This is a genomic window from Clostridium muellerianum, assembly GCF_012926525.1.
Classification (GTDB): Bacteria; Bacillota; Clostridia; order Clostridiales; family Clostridiaceae; genus Clostridium_AM; species Clostridium_AM muellerianum.
This window is the reverse complement of the sequence record NZ_JABBNI010000001.1, coordinates 204,350-223,637: the sequence shown is the minus strand read 5'-3', so window position 1 is coordinate 223,637 and position 19,288 is coordinate 204,350. Positions and strand designations below refer to the sequence as shown.

The window sequence follows — 19,288 nt, the reverse complement described above, 5'->3', positions numbered from 1 at the left end:
ATCTGTTTTTGAGTTTCTTCGCCGTCGGTGATAACTTCAGTGCATTTATTTGTCATGCAGTCAAGGGTGGCGATTATAGCAACCTAATCTTATCTTTGAAAAAATAAGCAACCTCATGAGCTCTTACAAGCATATTTTTTGAGCGTTATTTTTTCATAGCAAACTTTACACTATCTTAATTTTAATGCATATATAGAAATAAGGAAACCTGATAAATTAAAATATTAAATCAAGATTCCTTAAGTTTATGATGTTGCGCATAGCGGGTGGTTTATTGTTTCGCCTGCTACGCGATCTCAACAGACTAAAGTCCATAATAAAAACAACCTTTTACTAAAAAGCAAAAGGCTGCCTGAACATAAAAAAGTTTATACTATTTACATCGCTACTCACTAACAATACACTGCCATAACATTCTTTTCTTTATTATCTACGTTAACATTACCTTCATCATCATATAATTATAAATAAGCTACTAAAAAATCCTTAACTATTTATCTAATATTAAATAATCATCAAATATTTTCCGTAATTACTACTACTAAGACTTTTTCCTAGCTTTATTAATTGTTCTTTAGTAATAAACCCTTCCCTATATGCAATCTCCTCTATACATGCAATATATAAACCTTGTCTTTTTTGTACTGTCTGTACAAAATTACTTGCTTCAAGTAAAGATTCATGAGTTCCTGTATCAAGCCATGCAAATCCTCTTCCTAACACTTCAACCTTAAGCATACCCCTTTGAAGATATATTTTGTTAATATCTGATATTTCAAGTTCACCTCTTCCAGATGGCTCAATACTTTTAGCTATTTCTATTACAGAATTATCATAAAAATATAATCCTGGTATTGCATAATTAGACCTTGGTTGCCGTGGCTTTTCTTCAATTGAAATAGCTTTCCCAGTATCATCAAAATTTACTACACCATAAGCTTCAGGATTATTAACATAGTAAGCAAATACATATGCTCCTTCCTCTAATGAAGAAATCTCTTTAAGTACAGGTGAAAATCCCTGTCCATAGAATATATTATCACCTAATACAAGTGCTATTGTATCTTTTCCAATAAATTTTTCTCCTATTATAAATGCTTCTGCTATTCCCTTAGGTTCTTTCTGAATTTCATATGTAAAATTCATTCCCAGTTGTATCCCATTTCCTAAAAGTTCTTGAAAAAGCTTTATGTCTCTTTCTGTAGATATTATTAGAATATCCCTTATACCAGCTAACATTAAAACCGAAAGAGGGTAATATATCATTGGTTTATCATATATTGGAATCATTTGTTTGCTTACAGCTTTTGTTGCTGGATATAGTCTTGTTCCCCTACCACCTGCTAATATTATACCCTTCATTTAAATCACCATCTTATTCCTATCTACTTACTTTATCTAAATACATTTTACTATAGTATTTTTCGTATTGACCTGAAGTAACATTTTGTAACCAATTTCTATTTTTTAAATACCAATCTATTGTACTTATAATACCTTCTTCAAAATTATGCCTAGGTTTCCATCCTAGTTCTACCTTTATTTTTGAAGCATCTATTGCATATCTCCTATCATGACCTTTTCTATCTTTAACATATCTTATTAATTTGTCATTTATATTCATATCCTTAATCATATAACTTAAAATTTTAATTATATATTCAACTATGTATATATTCTCCTTTTCATTGTTGCCACCTATATTATAGACTTCCCCTAACCTCCCTTTACTTACAACTAAATCTATAGCACTGCAATGATCTTCCACATATAACCAATCTCTTATATTCCTGCCATCACCATATATTGGTACTTCATTGTGCTTTAAACAGTTATTTATCAAAAGTGGTATTAACTTCTCTGGAAATTGATAGGGGCCATAATTATTTGAGCATCTTGTTATATTTATAGGCATTTTATATGTATCAAAGTATGCTTTAACAATTAAATCTGCTGACGCTTTACTTGCAGAATATGGACTATGAGGTGATAATGAAGTTTCTTCAGTAAAGTAACCTTCATTTCCTAGTGAACCATAGACTTCATCCGTAGAAACTTGAATAAATCTTTTACCTCTTATAAATTCATTTTCTATTTGCCAATGTTTTTTAGCACTATCAATTAAATTTTGAGTCCCTACAATGTTGGTCTTTACAAATATTTCAGGTTCCTCAATACTTCTATCCACATGGGACTCTGCAGCAAAATTTATAACATAATCAATATCATTTTTGATAAATATACTTTCTAATAAATTTTTATCACATATATTACCCTTTATGAACTTGTAATCTTCTTTGCTTTCTATTTCTCTCAAATTTTCTAAGTTACCGGCATAGGTTAGGTTGTCTAAATTTATTACTTTTATTTCTCTCTCTTTATATTTATTAAATAGATATTTTATAAAATTTGAACCTATGAATCCTGCTCCTCCAGTTACTAAATAAGTCTTCATTTTAGCACCTCTACAACTTTAGTACTTATTGAAATCTTTTTATATGTATATCTTATTCCATCATAAAGCTCCACCTTATAACTTCATCTAGTTCTCTTTAACCTCGATACATTCAAAAGCTTCCTAGGTGTGCCATCAGGCTTACTCCCATCAAACCTAATCTCACCTTTATAATCCACAATCTCTTTTATTACCTCAGCCAATTCTTTTATAATAACTTCTTTACCTGTACCCACATTAAAAAATTCATCTCCATCATAGTTCTCCATCAAAAACACACAAGCATCAGCCATATCATGTACATGTAGAAATTCTCTTAAAGGTTTACCAGTTCCCCATACTTCCACATAAGGATTATTATTCACTTTTGCCTCATGAAATTTTCTTATAAGTGCAGGCAATACATGAGATATTTCTAAATCATAATTATCATTAGGTCCATATAAGTTTGTAGGCATAACACTTATAAAGTTATCACCATACTGCTTTTTATAAAATTGGCACATTTTAAGTCCTGATATTTTTGCTAGTGCATACCCCTCATTAGTAGGTTCTAGATAACCTGACAAAAGATATTCTTCCTTTATAGGTTGTGGACAATTTTTAGGATATATACAAGAACTTCCTAAAAATAGTAACTTCTTAACCTTAAAATCATGAGCTGCTTCTATAACATTATTTTGAATCATTAAATTTTCATATATAAAATCTGCTGGATATGTATTATTTGCAGTAATACCACCAACTTTAGCTGCTGCGAAAAATACATATTCTGGTCTTTTTTCTTTAAAAAATTTTCTTGCGTTAACTTCATTTGTCAAATCTAATTTCTTATGAGTTCTTCCTATTATATTCAAGTATCCTTTTCCTGTAAATTTCTAATTATAGAAGAACCAACAAGGCCTCTGTGACCTCTTCTTGGTAACTCATGATTGAAAAGTATTCCATTACATGCAAATATATCATAAGCTTCTCTATAATTTATCGTAACCCAATAAGTATAAAGCCTAGCTACTGCATATGGACTTCTTGGATAAAATGGAGTTTTTTCACTTTGTGGTTCTGTACCTGGCATTCCTCCAAATAATTCAGAAGCGGATGCTTGATAAAACTTACTCTTCATTTCCATTTCTTTTATAGCATCTAATATTCTCAAAGTTCCTATAGCATCTGTTTCTGCTGTATACTCAGGTACCTCAAAAGATACTTATACATGACTTTGAGCCCTAGATTATATATTTCATCTAGCCCAATCTTTTCACAATCATCTGTATCATAGTATCTTTGCCTAAAAGATTTAAAAATTGTTTAGGTTTTTCTTCTGTGGAAAGTGGCCAAAACCTTTCTCCCTTTCCCACCTGCCATTATTAATGCACAAAGCATAATCATTCCTCCATGATTTTCTTCATATAAAAACTATTACTTTTATCGTAGCCATTTTTATAAACTTTATGTAACAAATCATTTTACATATAATTACACAAAAAAACTGCAAAAGCTTAGTTCTGCAGTTTTTAACCATTTTAAAACTCTAATAATTTCAACACTGATTTAGCTTGGGAATTTGCCTGAGCAAGCATTGCTTGAGCAGCTTGAAGTATAATACTGTTCTTAGCATAATCCATCATTTCCTTTGCAATGTCTAAATCTCTTATTCTAGATTCAGCTGCAGTTAAATTTTCTTCCTCAGTATTAGTTACATTAAGGGCATACCCTAACCTATTTTGCATAGCACCAAAATAAGATCTATGTTTTGAAACAGCATTTATAGCTTTATCATATTTGGTTATTGCCCCTTGAGCATCTACTGTTACATCTACTGAATCCACCTCTAAATTTACACTGCTAGCATTACACAAATTTACTGATATATTCTGTCCCTGGTTTGCTCCTACTTGTAAAACAAGTTTTTTGCCACTTGCTGGAGCATTTAAAAGTTTATTTTCATTAAAATCTGTGTTACCAGATATACTATCTAGTTCTTTATTTATTTCACTAATTTCAATCTGTATATGTTTTTTATCCTCAGGTGACAAAGTACCATTCGCTGCTTGAACACTTAGTTCTCTTCCCCTTTGTAAAAGAGAATGAACTTCATTTAAAGCTCCATCTGCAGTGTTTATCATGGAAATACCATCTTGTATATTTCTGCTTGCCTGGGATAAACCTGCTATCTGAGCTCTCATTTTTTCTGAAATCATAAGTCCTGCTGGATCATCTGCTGCACTATTTATTCTAAGTCCTGATGATAATCTTAGCATATTCTTACTAAGTGCTCCATACGCTCTATTCATACAATTTAATGCATACATAGCGTTTAAGTTATGATTTATTATCATAACACTCACCTATCCTTAATTTAAATTTTTATTTATCCTATTTATATAGTATCACAAATAGAAAATTAAGAATATAGTTACACATAAGTTAATTTTATACATACTAAACTTTATCGTTCTACAAAATTCCACGTCATTGGAGTTCCTTTTTGTATATCCACAGAAGCCTTTTTACCAATAACATCTTTAAAATGCTTTGTCTCCATACCAAAAGCAGGTCTTATGCTTTTAACATTTTCTTCAGTAAATAGTTCTCCTTTATTTATATCTTTTACAACAAATAATGAACGAGAATGTTCTCTGCTTCTCTTTTGTTTTTCTGTTAGATTATAAGTTACTGTCCCCAATGCTTTTTCTACATCTCTTATGCCCTTTACCATTTCTTTAAATTCTGATGGTTCCATAGAAAATGCTGAATCTGGTCCTCCTTCACTTCTGCTTATTGTAAAGTGTTTCTCTATTACCTTTGCTCCTAGGGCTATGGATGCCACTGATACATGAGTTCCTAATGTATGGTCTGATAAACCTACAACTGTGCCAAAGGTTTCTGCCATATTAGGTATAGTTCTTAAATTTACTGTATCTATTGGTGCAGGATAAGCACTAGTACATTTTAATAATACAATTTGTTCATTACCCATTCTTTTGCAAGCATTTACTGCTTCTTCAATATCTGGCAAAGTAGCTATACCTGTAGACATAATAACAGGCTTACCTTTTGATGCTATATATTCTATAAAGGGTATATCAGTAATTTCAAAAGATGCTATTTTATAAGCAGGAACATCCATTTTCTCTAGGAAATCCACTGCTGTCTTATCAAAGGGTGAAGAAAAGCATATTAAGCCTTCATTTTCGGCTTCCTCTTTAAGTCTTGGCTGCCACTCCCAAGGAGTATAAGCTTTCTCATATAACTTGTGAAGAGTTGTTCCATCCCATATAGTCCCCTGCTTTATTTGAAAATACTCATTATCACAGTCTAAGGTTATTGTATCTGGTGTATATGTCTGTAACTTTATAGCATCTGCTCCTGCTTCCTTTGCTCTTTTTATTATCTCCAAAGCCTTATTAAAGTCTTGATTATGGTTAGCTGACATTTCTGCTATAATAAAAGTACTATTATTTCCTCCCACCTTCTTATTACCTATCTGTATATAATCTTCCATAATATCCTCCCAATTGTACATTTATCTTTGTTTTATATTCCTGTTTATTTTAGTTACTTCAGAATTATTGTCTAAATATTCTATAACTTCTTTTGCAGAAACAAATTCATTTTTAAAATTATTATATATAGTTTCTACTAAGTTAAAATCTTCTTTTGTATCTACACATAATCTGTAGTCTTTGTTGTAAAATTTACTTCCCTTTACATATCCTATTTTAAATTCTTCAGGGTGTTTATAAATATAATAAGTAACGTGTTCCTTATACATATTAATTTCTTCTGTATTTTTTGTTTCATCAATATTTATATTATTAACTGTCTTATCAACCTTATCCAGCGCAGCCTTAGTAAATATCTCTACATCAAATCCTCTTACAAAAGTATCTGGCACATCTAATCTTACATAATCATAATCATTTGTTTTAAAATAAGTTATCACATTATCTACTATTTCAGCATCAATTAATGGACAATCTCCTGTAACTCTTATGATTATATCTCCGCCAAACTTATCTGATGCATCCTTGTATCTTTTGAGAACATTACTTTCATGTCCTCTAAAAACATCATATTTAGCCTTTTTCACTACATCTACTAGCAACTGTTCTCTCTCTTCTGTAGATGTAGCTAAAACAATATTATCTATATATTTACTTTTGCTTAATCTATTTAAAGTATAAAGTATCATAGGCTTATCCATTATAGGTTTTATAACCTTCCCTGGTAATCTTTCCGATCCCATACGAGCTTGTATTATGCATAATATTTTCATATTAATTTCCTTTCAATATTGTAATATTTATTTATACATAGATTAATTCAATTTCTCTAATTTATCCTTTAATAAACTTATTACTTAGTTTTAAAATTTCCTATATTGTTAATTATTATATCGTTTATAATTAATAATTCTAAATAAAAATAAAACATGCAATTTACTAACTGCACGTTCCTCAATATATATTCATAAAAATATTTTACTTTATAATCTTCAAATTTGCTATATTCTCCATATTTCTAGCTGTAACTACTTCTACTGTTGCCAAATCTTTTCTCATGTCTTCAACTTTTGCTGATAAATGAATAATATCATTACTTAATTTGTCATGTTCGGCTTTATTAGTGTTAGCTTTATCTTCAAGTATTCTTAATATAACACCATGCTCCTTTTGTTGAGTTTTAATAAGTTCAATATCACTCTTCATATTACTTAGATCATTCTTTATATTACTTACATCATTCTTCACATTACTTACATCATTTTTCAAACTACTTACATCGTCTTTTAAACTGCTAATGTCTTTCTTTACATATCCTAATTTTTCATCAAGTAATTCGCCTAGTGCTTTTAATAATTCTTTGTCCATTTTACACCTCCTACAACATTAATACTTATTGAAATTTTATCACCTAAACATTAAAAATTCAACCTATAAATAATTACATTTATATATTATATTTTTCAATTCATATAAACTTTTAATGATAAAATCCGCTTCATAAGTTTCATCCAAAAAAGTACTCATATGATCACCTATCTCTCTAATTACCCGTACAGTATGCATGTGAACTTTTCTAGCACCTATAAAATCTTTATTAGGATTGTCTCCTACATATATACATTCTTCTGCTTCACAATTAAAATATTTCATCATTTCTTTGTAAGCAAACTCATTAGGTTTCCAATAATCAAGCCCATAATCATCTGTAACTATTATTTTGTCTATATAATTTTGTAACTTTAAAGCCTTGATTTTATTCCACTGAACTGAAGCTTTTCCATCTGTAATTATTCCTAAGTTAAATTCAACTCTTTTATTACCTAAAGAATTTTTTTCTAATGCTATATTACCTAAACTGCATTCTTCTAAAAAATATAATGCATCTCCATAAAGCGTTAAACTTGATTTTGCATTTCGATAGATGTCTACTAAATTACTTATATCTTCGTTTATATTATATTTATCACATAACATATTGAAAATTCTTCCTCTACCTTGAATATTCAAAATATCTATAGTACTATTATAAAGCTTTTCGTAATCTTTATTAAATTTTAAAGCTAAATATTCACATACTTTTTTAAAGGCTCCATATACAAAATCTCTTTCTCTATATAATGTATCATCTAAATCAAAAATAATTGTTTTTATCATACTTCTCACTCTCTTGATATAGGAATTTTATTCGATAAATACTGCATCATCATATCTAAGCATCGTCATTTCTTTAAATTGCCCAATTATAGGGTCTATCTCTTCTCCATTTATCATCATATTGAAATACTTACCATAATCCACTCCTGCTTCAAAAGTAAGAGGTACTCCTCCTCCAAAACGTGGATTTATTTCTATAAATTTTATTTTATTATCTTCTGTAACTTTACACTGTATTGTATATGGCCCCATAATAGATACTCCTTCTTTATCACTAACTGATTGAGCTAAAGCTTCAAGGAGTCTATGGGTTTCTTCTATTATCTCTTTATGCATTACAGTTTTAGTTTTAGAAACTTCTCCTGATCGCACTTCCAATCTTTCTCTAGGTACTATAGATATAGGCTTACCTTTTAAGTCACAAAGTACATCTATAGTATACTCTGTACCTTCTATGTATTGTTGTATTATAGGATTCTCTACATAATTTATAAAAAACTCTAATTCTTTTATATTGCTTACTTTAAATACTCCTTCACTTCCCATCCCATTAACAGGCTTAACTATTAATGGAAATATCAAATCAAGCTCTTTTTCAAAAAAATTTCTTACGATCTCTTCATCCTTTTGATATTCTAAAACTTCTAGAATTTTTTCCTTAGAATAAGATTTAGGAGATCCTATTTTATTCTTAATAAAAAAGTTATAAGTATTTAATTTATTCTGACATATATCTATTATATCTTCGTTGCTTAGCAACAAAGTAGTTCCTACATTTTTAAATTTACTTCTATTTTTACATAATATATTAAACTCATATTCATGAAGTGGAATTAATAAATCTATAAATTCCTCCTTGCATATATTTAAAATAGAGTCTATATATTTTTCATCGGTAAATCTAGGCACCTTATAAAATTTATTTACAAATTTTGATGCAGGAGCGCTATCTCCTGCATCAACCCCCACTATAGTACAATTTGTCTTTAAATACTTTATAAGCTGTACTCTTTTTCCTATGGCTGTTATAAGTAGCTTCACTATACCATTCCTCCTTCAATGCCTACATTTAATCCCTGTAATATGAGGTTTCTAGTTTCATCCTTTGTTACAGGTTCTATATCATTAGAAGTATAACTTTTTCTAATTGAATGTTTAAAATTCCTATAAAATTTTTCATATTCGCTTTTATTAAAGGTGGTTGGTATTACAGCATACATATTTCCTAAATCATAAGCATATTCAGATTCTTCTTCTGACATAAGTTCCTCATACATTCTTTCACCTGGTCTTAAGCCTATATTTTCCACCTTTATGCTTTTAAAATCCATACTATATTTTTTGCAAACTTCATCTATAATTACTTCTGTTAAATACTTCAATTTAACTACAGGCATTTTTAATATAAACAGTTCTCCACCATAACATATCTCAGCAGCCTTCATAGTAAGCTTTACAGCCTGATCCAAAGTCATCATAAATCTGCTCATATTCTCATCTGTAACTGTTACTTTTCCCTTTTCTAATATCTGTCTTTTAAATAATGGTATAACTGAACCTCTAGAACCAATTACATTTCCAAATCTTACAGCTACAAATTTAGTTTCCACAGGACCTTTACTATAATTGGCTGCTTGAACTAACTTTTCTGCTAAAAGCTTTGTAGCTCCATAAGAATTTGTAGGATTTATAGCCTTATCTGAACTGGTAAATATAACACACCTAACCTTATTATATACAGCTGCTTTTATAACATTTTCCATTCCATTAACATTAGTTTTTATAGCTTCCGATGGGTTATATTCACAAGCTGGTACATGCTTCATAGCTGCAAGATTAAATACTATATCAATACCATTCATTGCTCTTTCCACTCTATCATAATCTCTTACATCGCCAATAAAGAATCTAAACATGCCACCGCTGCCATACTCATTTTGCATTATAAATTGTTTGTATTCGTCTCTACTCAATATTCTTATGACTTTAGGTTTATGTTTTATAAGTTCCTTTACAAGCCCCTGACCTATGGTACCAGTACCACCTATTATTAAAATTCTTTTATTTGTGTAATAGGTCATTTTTTAACTCCTTTATTAAAAATATTTTGTATTAAAACAAAAACCTCACACATAAAAAATGTACGAGGCCTTTTCTTAACACTTAGCAGCATTTATAACTTTCTCCCATGATTCTAATAAAGGCTTTATCTCAAATTCTAAAACATCACCCATTAGAGTATAATCTTTGTTTTCATAGGCATCTACAAACATATCTAATTTTTTTGACATAAGTTCTTCAGACATTTCCTCATATTGAACATCCTTAGTAAGCCTAGCTACTTCTATAAGCCACTGTAGACCTTCTTCTATATATGAAGATAAGTTAATTCCTTCTTCATTTTCTCCTGACTGGAACTTATTAATTGCCATATCCACACCATTCTTAAGCTTTGCTACATACTCTGAAGCTAATGGCATTGTATCTCTTTGAACAGTTTTAAATTCTTCAATTGCTCTTATAGACTCTTCGTTCATATTTTATTCCTCCTAAACCGCATAAGCTCTCTTTTATACTTATCGTAAGTTTTTATAAAAAACTTACTTAATTATAGCAATTCATATAATAATTTTTATTAGCTAGTGAAATTTTCCTTTATATTGTTATATTGTAAACTTAATCTATATATTTTAACGCCTCTTCTACAGCTTTTGATATACACTCATACAATGACTTACTTTTTTCTGCCATTCTTTTTCCTGAATCATACTCAAGCTCATTTAACTTTTCTGCATACTTTTCATCATTTAAAACTTTATCTACATATGGTGCTAGTAGGTACGCTATTATTCCTATCTTTTGTATATCATTTATTTTAGAATCTATTTCATCTAATGAACTAAATACCTTATTTATATTTATTCCCTTTTTGTGTATGTAATACATATACATCATTTCAGCATACTCTATACCTTTTTCACATGCTTCTTTTATGTCTATTAAATTGTTTTTCACTATTTTTAAATTGTTTTCAACAGTTTCCTTTTTTATAGTATCTTGAAAACTTATATTTTTACTTATTTCTTCAACACCATACTTATCTATTGAAGCCTTAAGAGGAATTACTTGTGTTCCCTTTATATGAGCTCCACCTTCTGTGCTATTTATAAAAGTTATACCAATACACTTTTCCATAAGTTCTTCAAATTCTTCTCTATAAGAATTTAAAGGTATGCTTGTACGCACCATTTCTCCATTTATATCCTTTACGTATATACTTTTCTCACTTTCAAGCCAAAGATCCTTATGTTGTTCTAAATAGGTTACAGCCACATCTCCTGGGTTTTCCATAGCCTTAGCACTTAGTGCATGAAACTTATCTCCTGTATAAGCTAAATCCTGTCCTATAAATATAACAGGATTACATCCTAAATAAATAGCTAAACCCATACATACATGGGCTACTGAACCTCCTTGAAGCAGTGAATCTACCTTTTTGCCTGTTATGCTTTCTACATAGGTTTCCATTCCTTCATTAGAAAACATTATTTTATTTCCTTTATATTCTTGAACAATTTTGTAGTTTGCAGAATCCATAAATACTAAAGGCACTGTATTATCAAGGTTATGTTTCATTATAGTATAAGTAATATCTTGAGGATCTACTGCACATACAAAATCTGGAGTTATATCTGCATTTTTTAATGCTTTTAACGTTCTAGCTCCACATATTATAATAAACTTATCCTGCACATCTTTTAATAAGTGTATGTTTTTTTCCAAGGAAGGTCCTGCTGAAACGATAACTGCTGGTTTTCCTTGGAACAAATTCTTATAAGAATTTATAACGCCGCATCTTGCACATTGCTTCATATTTCTAATAAAATTTTGAAACAATATTTGTGAAAAGAAATTAATAGTATCCCTTCCTATTCTTTTATTTTGAATAACTTTTCTTAAATAAGTGCTTAATTGTTTAAATTCACCTTCAAATATGGATGAATAGTTTGCAAAGCTTATGAATTTAACATTATCTATTTCGCAACTTTCTATACTACTATTTAAATTCTTCTCAATATTTTTTTTATCGTAAACAAACATTTTTACTCTTTTATCAGAAATAATATATTTTGAATTTTCTATATTTGAAAACAAATTAGCAATTTCTAAACTTGGCTCTATTACTATAACTTTATTACTATCCATTACATTCTTCAGCAATTCTCTTATATGTTCACCAGTTCCTAAGCCAAATACTAAAATTATAGTATTTCCATTTATACTTCCCAAATCTCCTGTAAATTTATTTATATCTCTTTCTACTGAATATTTACTTCCTATATATACTTTTTTATCTTCGCTCACAACTCTAATTATATTTTTGCCATCATTTGAGGTTTCTAAGTAATATTGATTATTCATTTTGTCCTCCGATTTTATAATATTTTATTCTATGAGTTTTATCGTAGATTTCTATACAAAAGTTAAGGAACAGTTTTTACACTGTTCCCTACCTTTTATAACCTTTTTAAAGCTGGTTCATAACTTCCGCACATTTTATAATAACTTATAGATTTATCCTTAATTCCAAGACATTCATATATTACACCTATATTATAATAAGGCAAATATGAATTAATCCCTTCTATTTTACCTTCTTTATAAGCTGTACATACAGAAAAACTATTTATTGCTTCTTTAAAATTACCATTATTCATATAAATAAGTCCCATTAAAAAATTATAATCTGGAGATTTTGAGTAATAAGCTTTATATTTTTCTATATATAAAGCCTCTAAATACTGATTTGTGTTAATTAAACAGTATCCATAGGTTTCTATTAAATCTTCTGCATATTCATAATTAAAATTATCTATAAATTTTAATGCTTTTTTAAAATTTATCAAAGCAATATTATACTGTTTATTTAAATAATAGCTTTTGCCTAACTGATATAAATAATAAGAATCTTTAGGATTGTTCTCTACAGCTTTTTTTAATAATGCTATATTTCTTTGTAGCTTTGATGTTTCACTTAATACCTCTTTAGTATATCCAAAGTGATTAACAGTAATATCTACTTGTACTGCACTATAACTTTCTCCATCTAGAGCGGTAACTTGCTCATGAATCATTCCTTCATAATGAAAATATTTTTTATTAAATAATCTACTTAATCTTTCTGTCTGAGTCCTGTTTTTGCTGCTGAAATCTAGAAAATTTATAATTTTTATTCTTCCTACAACTTTAGAATTATTTTTATCCTCTATAAATTTTAAAATACTATCAGTATCAAAATCTACAATTACCTCATCTGCATCTAATACTAATATCCAATCATTTGATGCCTTTGACACCGCAAAATTTCTAGCTTTTGCAAAATCATCACACCATTTGAAATCATAAACTTTATCAGTAAATTCCTTAGCTACATCTTTAGTTTTATCCGATGATCCTGTATCTACTATTATCATTTCATCTACAAAACATGATACAGCTTTGAGAGACTTTTTTAAATTTAATTCTTCATTTTTTACTATCATACAAAGAGTTATCATCCTCATTTAGCACCTTCTATCATATCCATTAAAACTCCTTCGCTATTCCTCCCACTTAATTAAACTAGGACTTTTATCTAGAATTGATTCATATTGCTCTCTTATGCCATATCTAAAATCTTTATCATGTTCCATATATCTCTTATATTTTTCAATTCTCTCTTTTTCATTTGCCCATCCTAAATGTTTAATTCTTAAATCACTTATTGAACCAGGAAGATTATATATATTTAATGGGAATCTTCCACAGTGTACAGGTGTTTCATTCCATATATATTTAAAATTAGGCTGATATCTGATAAGAAAGCTTCTATAGTGTTTATGTGCACTCCAATACTTATCTTCTCTAAAATGTTCTTTATCCCAAAAATCATATAATCTAAAATCAAAGTAGTCATAATATGGTTGATTAATAAGGTTTCTTATTTCAATATTAATTTTATCTTCAAATATTTCATCTGCATCAAGGCATAATATCCAATCACTTTTACTTTCCAATGCTAAATTCCATAATTGTTTTCTTAAAACTATTTCATTATTAAAATTAGACGTCTTATTTGAAACTATATTATGTGGAACATTTTTTAAAATTCTTTTACATACCTCCACAGTATTATCTGTACTTCCATCATCTAATATTACAACCTTATCAACATACTTTGAAGCCTTTGTAAGAACTCCTTCTAAATATCTATGCGCCTCATTTTTTACTAACATAGCTAATGTTACAGTATTATTTTGAGATTTTACTGAAGTCCTTGAAAAATTATTATAACTATAAATCATTGACTTTTTATTATTATATTTATATTCTTCAACACCAGCTAACTCTGTTTCACGATATATATGATATGCAGGTATGCTTGTTTCTACATATAGTTTTAATCCAAGTCTTAAAGCTCTAGCACAAAAATGCCTATCCTCACCTCTATATGCAATACCTTCTACTTTCTTGTAGCATACACCGCTATTCAAAGCTTTTTTGCTAATCAAAGTACAGGCTCCCAATCCTCCAACTTCATAAACTCCAGGTATCCTCATTGCCTTAATGAATCCATTTATTCTGCTTTTTTTTTCTTTCTCACTCAAATTCTCACTCTGTGATTCATAATACAGATTGTAGTTTCTACTGACCCATACTTGGGGTTTCCCAATATCATTTATATTCCATATTGTCCAAAATATTTCTGATATTATGTCCTTACCAGTTGAAATCAATCTCTCTAATGTTTCAGGGTGAAGAACTAAATCAGAGTCAATTAGGAATAAGTAATCGTAATTATTTTTTTTAGCAAAATCAATAATCTTATCTTTATATCTAGCAATCTTCCATATGAGCTCATCTTTCCATTGATGACTTTTATCATCACAAATATAATTGCCAGATTTTTCACCCTTTATTATTACCTTTTTACAACTATCGATATTAAATTCTTCTATTAATCTTGACGATTCTTCTATTTTGTTATCATCAAAAAATATAAAATCTATATTATAATCTTGAATATAAAGTTCTGATAATGACTTGAAAAACTCTTTTAATATATCTACTTTTTGTCTTATAGTACTCCCTATTAGTACTCTTGGCGCACTACCTACTTTTGCCTTTTCTGTATCGTATTTAGATTTTTTTACTCTAAATTCGGCCGACAAATATTCATTGTATTTATCCTTATTTAATGCATTATTGGCCTCATTCATGAAATATTCTGCTAAGAACTTGTTATTCTTAAGTTGGTGCACATAAGACATGTTATATAGCAAATCATAAGATTTACTATTTATTGCAAAACCTTCTTTTAAGATTTCTTCTGCACTATATAAGTCATTTTCCATTATGTATATAACTGCTTTTATAGAGCAAACTTCAATATCACCTTTTACTATCTTTTCATATTCACTTATTAACTGCTTAGCTTCATTTATTTTGCCACTATTTATATTCTGTTCTACAGCATATTTTATTTTAGTTTTATATTCTTCCATTAAATTAATATCTTTATTCATATTTTCACCTTAAATATAAATTTTACTACTATTCTATATTCCCTTATATTCCACATTATTTAAAGAATTCGTTAATACACTCTGTAATATATTTAAGTCTTTCATCTATAATTACTAGATAAACTCCTAAGAAAAAAGTTCCATATAAAACTTTAAAATTATATTTTCTTTTTCAGCTATATGAAAACTTATTTTATTTTCAACTATTTTTTTGTATCAAGGTAATGTAGTTGTTTCTAATATTTTTTGCTTATCTCTTTTTATGATTTCTTCATCTAAGCCATATTGGACAAAATAATTTAAAATATCTAAATATTTTTTTATAAATACCTTATCAAAATTATATCCATTGGGCTTATTACCTTCATAATAGAATAAAGGACTATTTATCAAAACAAATTGAGGATTATTCAACAATATACTATATTGTAAATAGATTTGGTTAAAGCAGGTATCTATAAACTTAAATGGTTCATTAACTTTTTCATATTCTTCTCTTTTAATAATCACTCCAGAAATAAAGTCTGCTCCAATAGATGCTTCTTTTAAGAATTCGTTAATTCCTTTACATAGTTTAATTTGATTTTCATTACTAAGTACATTTATAAAAAACAAAGAGCTCTGTTTATTAGTATTTATAATATTCATCAGTTGATATATTGTATTATCTTTAAAATAATCATCATCTCCATGCAAAATCATATACTTGCCACTTGACTTTTCCATTGTTAAAGCAATATTCTTATCTGCACCAATGTTTGTTTTATTTTTATTGTAGGTTATATTATTATATAAGCTTTTATATTTATATATTATCTCTTCAGTGTTATCTGTGGAATTATTATTAGAAATAAAAACTTCAAATAAACTATCATCACCTATTTGACTATATATCGAATGTAGACATTTTTCCAATTCTTTAGCTCTATTAAATGTTGGTATACAAATTGATATTAATGGTTTTCTTTTTCTGTTGTTTAGTACCTTTTCAATTTCTTCATCATTTCTAACTCTGATCCAATCTTGACTAATGGTATCATACATCTTTATTATTTTTGCAGGACTTCCTACTACTACTGAATAATCTGGAACATCCCTTATTACATAACTATTAGCTCCTATAACACATCCTTTTCCAACGTGAACATTACCAACAATTGCGCAATTTACTCCTATCCAGGAATTTTCACCTATAGTAATTTCATTAGTCATAGACGTAATACCCTGATACATAATTGGAATTCCTATATTTTTATAATTATGGTCACAGTCAGAAATATAAACATTTGGCCCGATTATTACATTTTTTTCAATTATTCCTTTATTAGATATAGAGAACGTAAACCTACTTCCTATTTGACACCCATCTTTTATTATTATCTTAGGTTCAATACTAGAATCCTCCACAGCAATATTTAACCAACAGTTATCTTTAATAAAAGAATTGTTACCGATATACACATAATTTATCCCATTTATTCTATAATGTTTTCCTATAAACGAATTTTCCCCAAAATAACTAAACAGTTTTGATACATTGCCTTTGCATGTTATGACAACTTCTTCTACTGCATTACTTTTGTTATTATTGTCTATCGTATTTTCACTTTCTAACCCTTCTCTCACAGTATCTTTTTCATCTTGAATATTTAACTCTTTGTACCTTACATTTAAGATTTCATTAATATCAAAAATGTCATTTTCATTTCCTATTAGTTCAGTGTAACATCTAATATTTTTAAGGGTTTGTTTATTATATTTATCATATTGTAATACCTTATTAATAAGATGAGAAATATTATTAATCCTTCTATTTTCTATACACGAACTTATTATCTTATTAATTACAGTAATTTTGTTATTGTTACTAATAAATTCTAGAAAATTTATTATTTTATCACAAACCTTTTTATCCTTATCTATCATCTGAACAATATCGTTAAGAATATTTGTTGTAGAATCACTTTCACTTATTGTTAGTATTTTTTCATATAACCCAATATCATTTAATTTTTTAATTTCTACTATATTACAAAACTCGCATTTGTTAACTTTCCCAATGAATCCTTTTAATATATTAGAGTTATATTCTAATAAGCTTAAATTTATATTAGTATCATGAGAAATAACAAAAAATATTTTTCCCAAATCCTTTAAAAAATCTTTTAATATGTTAATATCACTTAAAATTCCTTTTAAATCAAAAGCATTTTTATTAATTATGATATAATGAAAAAATTCTTTTTCATATCTTAAATCTAATTTTCCAGTAGATATATCAGCAAATTTTTTGGCTATTTTAGCTGAACTTTCATTTAATTCATAACCATATAAATTAGCATTTTTAAATACATTTTTTATTTCAAGTAAAGTTGCACCACAACCACAACCAAGTTCCAAAACATTTAACTTTTTATCTTTATCTTTATCTATGAATTTTACCAATTCTCTGTTCATAAAAGATGAGTATTTAGAGTTAAATCCCCATTTTTCTTCAAATTTTTTCGAATTTGTGTCTAATAAATCTTCATATTTATAAATTCCCTTTTTAAAAGAAACACTTCCAAAGTGATGTATAAATGTATCTTTACACAACAGTAGTTTATATCCTGCATTTAAAATTCTATAAGAATAATCATCATCTTCATAGTTACCTGGTGTAAATCTTTCATCAAAGGTTCCTATTTCATCAATTACTTTCTTTTTTATAAGCATACAGAAACCTACAAGTCTTATTCTTTCCTCCCATTTTGAATTATCGGATATATTATTCTTTGATGCAAACTTTATCATTTCATCAATACTATCATAATTTACATCTATTGATTGACAATATGAACAGCTGTTAGTAATAGCTCCTACTGCTCCAATCTTTCTAGCACTCCACAACGCTTTGTTTAAATTTGTAAGCCAATTAGGAGTAACAATAGTATCGTTATTTAGAAGAAGAATACTATCTCCAGTTGATATTTCTATACCTTGGTTACAACCTTTAGGAAAACCTAGGTTATTCTCATTAGATATAAGTCTTATGTCATTTTGCTGTTTTAGCCAATCAATTGTTTTATCTGTTGAGTTATTATCTACCACTATAATTTCATAACTATTTTTTTCTGTGAATTTTCTTATACTTTCAATACATTGTTTAGTATATTGAAAGTTATTATATGTTAAAATTATAATACTAGTTTTATGCCTATTAACCACATAATTTTCTAACATAAATTTCATTTTAAATCCAATTTCATCTTTTGTCCTTTTGTCTGACGACAATTCTATTGATTTGTCATAATATACATAAGATAGCTCATATTCTTTCATCACTTCATATACATATGCCAGATTATAATTCAAATCAAAATTATTTTCTTCATATTTAATACCATCAAGTAATACTTTTTCTGCTTTTTCTATTTTATTTTCCATAATAGCAATTACAGCCTTAAATGAACATATCTCTATGTCATCATCTACTATACTTTCATACTCTATTATTAGTTTTTTAGCCTGATCCAGAACATTACTATTAATAAGATCACTTATAGCTTGCTTAGCTTTTTTTTTGTATATCGTAAACTGATCGTCTTGCATTTTATATCCTCCAT

Annotated in this window: 15 protein-coding genes and 2 pseudogenes; all 17 read right to left on the bottom strand. The window is 28.2% G+C overall.

Annotation, left to right across the window (positions count from 1 at the left end; genetic code table 11):
• Positions 1–504: 504 nt before the first annotated feature.
• A complete protein-coding gene (gene rfbA / locus HBE96_RS00980) occupies positions 505–1,362 on the bottom strand; it encodes a glucose-1-phosphate thymidylyltransferase RfbA (RefSeq protein ID WP_169295898.1) in 858 nt (285 codons plus the stop codon).
• A 19-nt stretch (positions 1,363–1,381) separates the two neighbouring features.
• On the bottom strand, positions 1,382–2,455 hold the full coding sequence (gene rfbB / locus HBE96_RS00975; RefSeq protein ID WP_169295897.1) for a dTDP-glucose 4,6-dehydratase: 1,074 nt from the start codon (positions 2,453–2,455) through the stop codon (positions 1,382–1,384).
• 83 nt (positions 2,456–2,538) lie between these two features.
• Positions 2,539–3,312 (bottom strand): GDP-L-fucose synthase family protein, encoded by a 774-nt coding sequence (locus tag HBE96_RS00970; protein ID WP_342590142.1) that lies wholly within the window; start codon positions 3,310–3,312, stop codon positions 2,539–2,541.
• Between the two features lie 53 nt (positions 3,313–3,365).
• Positions 3,366–3,715, bottom strand: a pseudogene (locus HBE96_RS26090) (GDP-mannose 4,6-dehydratase); the annotation flags it as partial.
• Positions 3,706–3,838, bottom strand: a pseudogene (locus HBE96_RS00965) (sugar phosphate nucleotidyltransferase); the annotation flags it as partial. The pseudogenes HBE96_RS00965 and HBE96_RS26090, both read right to left, overlap by 10 nt.
• Before the next feature lie 140 nt (positions 3,839–3,978).
• Positions 3,979–4,794, bottom strand: coding sequence for a flagellin N-terminal helical domain-containing protein (locus HBE96_RS00960; protein WP_169295896.1), 816 nt, complete (start codon positions 4,792–4,794; stop codon positions 3,979–3,981).
• Positions 4,795–4,904: 110 nt separating this feature from the next.
• Positions 4,905–5,960: a pseudaminic acid synthase gene (gene pseI / locus HBE96_RS00955; RefSeq protein ID WP_169295895.1), complete on the bottom strand. Its 1,056-nt coding sequence runs from the start codon at positions 5,958–5,960 to the stop codon at positions 4,905–4,907.
• Positions 5,961–5,981: 21 nt separating this feature from the next.
• Positions 5,982–6,734 carry a cytidylyltransferase domain-containing protein gene (locus HBE96_RS00950; protein WP_169295894.1) on the bottom strand — a complete coding sequence of 251 codons (753 nt, stop codon included), beginning with the start codon at positions 6,732–6,734 and terminating at the stop codon, positions 5,982–5,984.
• Between the two features lie 205 nt (positions 6,735–6,939).
• Complete coding sequence (locus HBE96_RS00945) at positions 6,940–7,329, bottom strand: hypothetical protein (protein ID WP_169295893.1); 390 nt, start codon at positions 7,327–7,329, stop codon at positions 6,940–6,942.
• Positions 7,330–7,392: 63 nt separating this feature from the next.
• A complete protein-coding gene (locus HBE96_RS00940; RefSeq protein WP_169295892.1) occupies positions 7,393–8,118 on the bottom strand; it encodes an HAD family hydrolase in 726 nt (241 codons plus the stop codon).
• Positions 8,119–8,145: 27 nt separating this feature from the next.
• Entirely contained in the window at positions 8,146–9,159 is a 1,014-nt protein-coding gene (locus HBE96_RS00935) for an ATP-grasp domain-containing protein (protein ID WP_169295891.1), read from the bottom strand.
• The gene (locus tag HBE96_RS00930; RefSeq protein ID WP_169295890.1) at positions 9,159–10,199 is read right to left on the bottom strand and encodes an SDR family NAD(P)-dependent oxidoreductase; all 1,041 of its coding nucleotides are present in this window, start codon (positions 10,197–10,199) and stop codon (positions 9,159–9,161) included. The genes HBE96_RS00935 and HBE96_RS00930 overlap by 1 nt, the downstream gene beginning before the upstream one ends.
• Positions 10,200–10,274: 75 nt before the next feature.
• Positions 10,275–10,655, bottom strand: coding sequence for a DUF8042 domain-containing protein (locus HBE96_RS00925; RefSeq protein ID WP_169295889.1), 381 nt, complete (start codon positions 10,653–10,655; stop codon positions 10,275–10,277).
• 139 nt (positions 10,656–10,794) lie between these two features.
• The gene (locus HBE96_RS00920; RefSeq protein WP_169295888.1) at positions 10,795–12,540 is read right to left on the bottom strand and encodes a motility associated factor glycosyltransferase family protein; all 1,746 of its coding nucleotides are present in this window, start codon (positions 12,538–12,540) and stop codon (positions 10,795–10,797) included.
• A 95-nt stretch (positions 12,541–12,635) separates the two neighbouring features.
• On the bottom strand, positions 12,636–13,682 hold the full coding sequence (locus HBE96_RS00915; protein WP_342590141.1) for a glycosyltransferase: 1,047 nt from the start codon (positions 13,680–13,682) through the stop codon (positions 12,636–12,638).
• Positions 13,683–13,718: 36 nt separating this feature from the next.
• The gene (locus HBE96_RS00910) at positions 13,719–15,683 is read right to left on the bottom strand and encodes a glycosyltransferase (protein WP_243186791.1); all 1,965 of its coding nucleotides are present in this window, start codon (positions 15,681–15,683) and stop codon (positions 13,719–13,721) included.
• Positions 15,684–15,899: 216 nt separating this feature from the next.
• The gene (locus HBE96_RS00905) at positions 15,900–19,274 is read right to left on the bottom strand and encodes a glycosyltransferase (RefSeq protein WP_169295887.1); all 3,375 of its coding nucleotides are present in this window, start codon (positions 19,272–19,274) and stop codon (positions 15,900–15,902) included.
• Between the last annotated feature and the right edge of the window lie 14 nt (positions 19,275–19,288).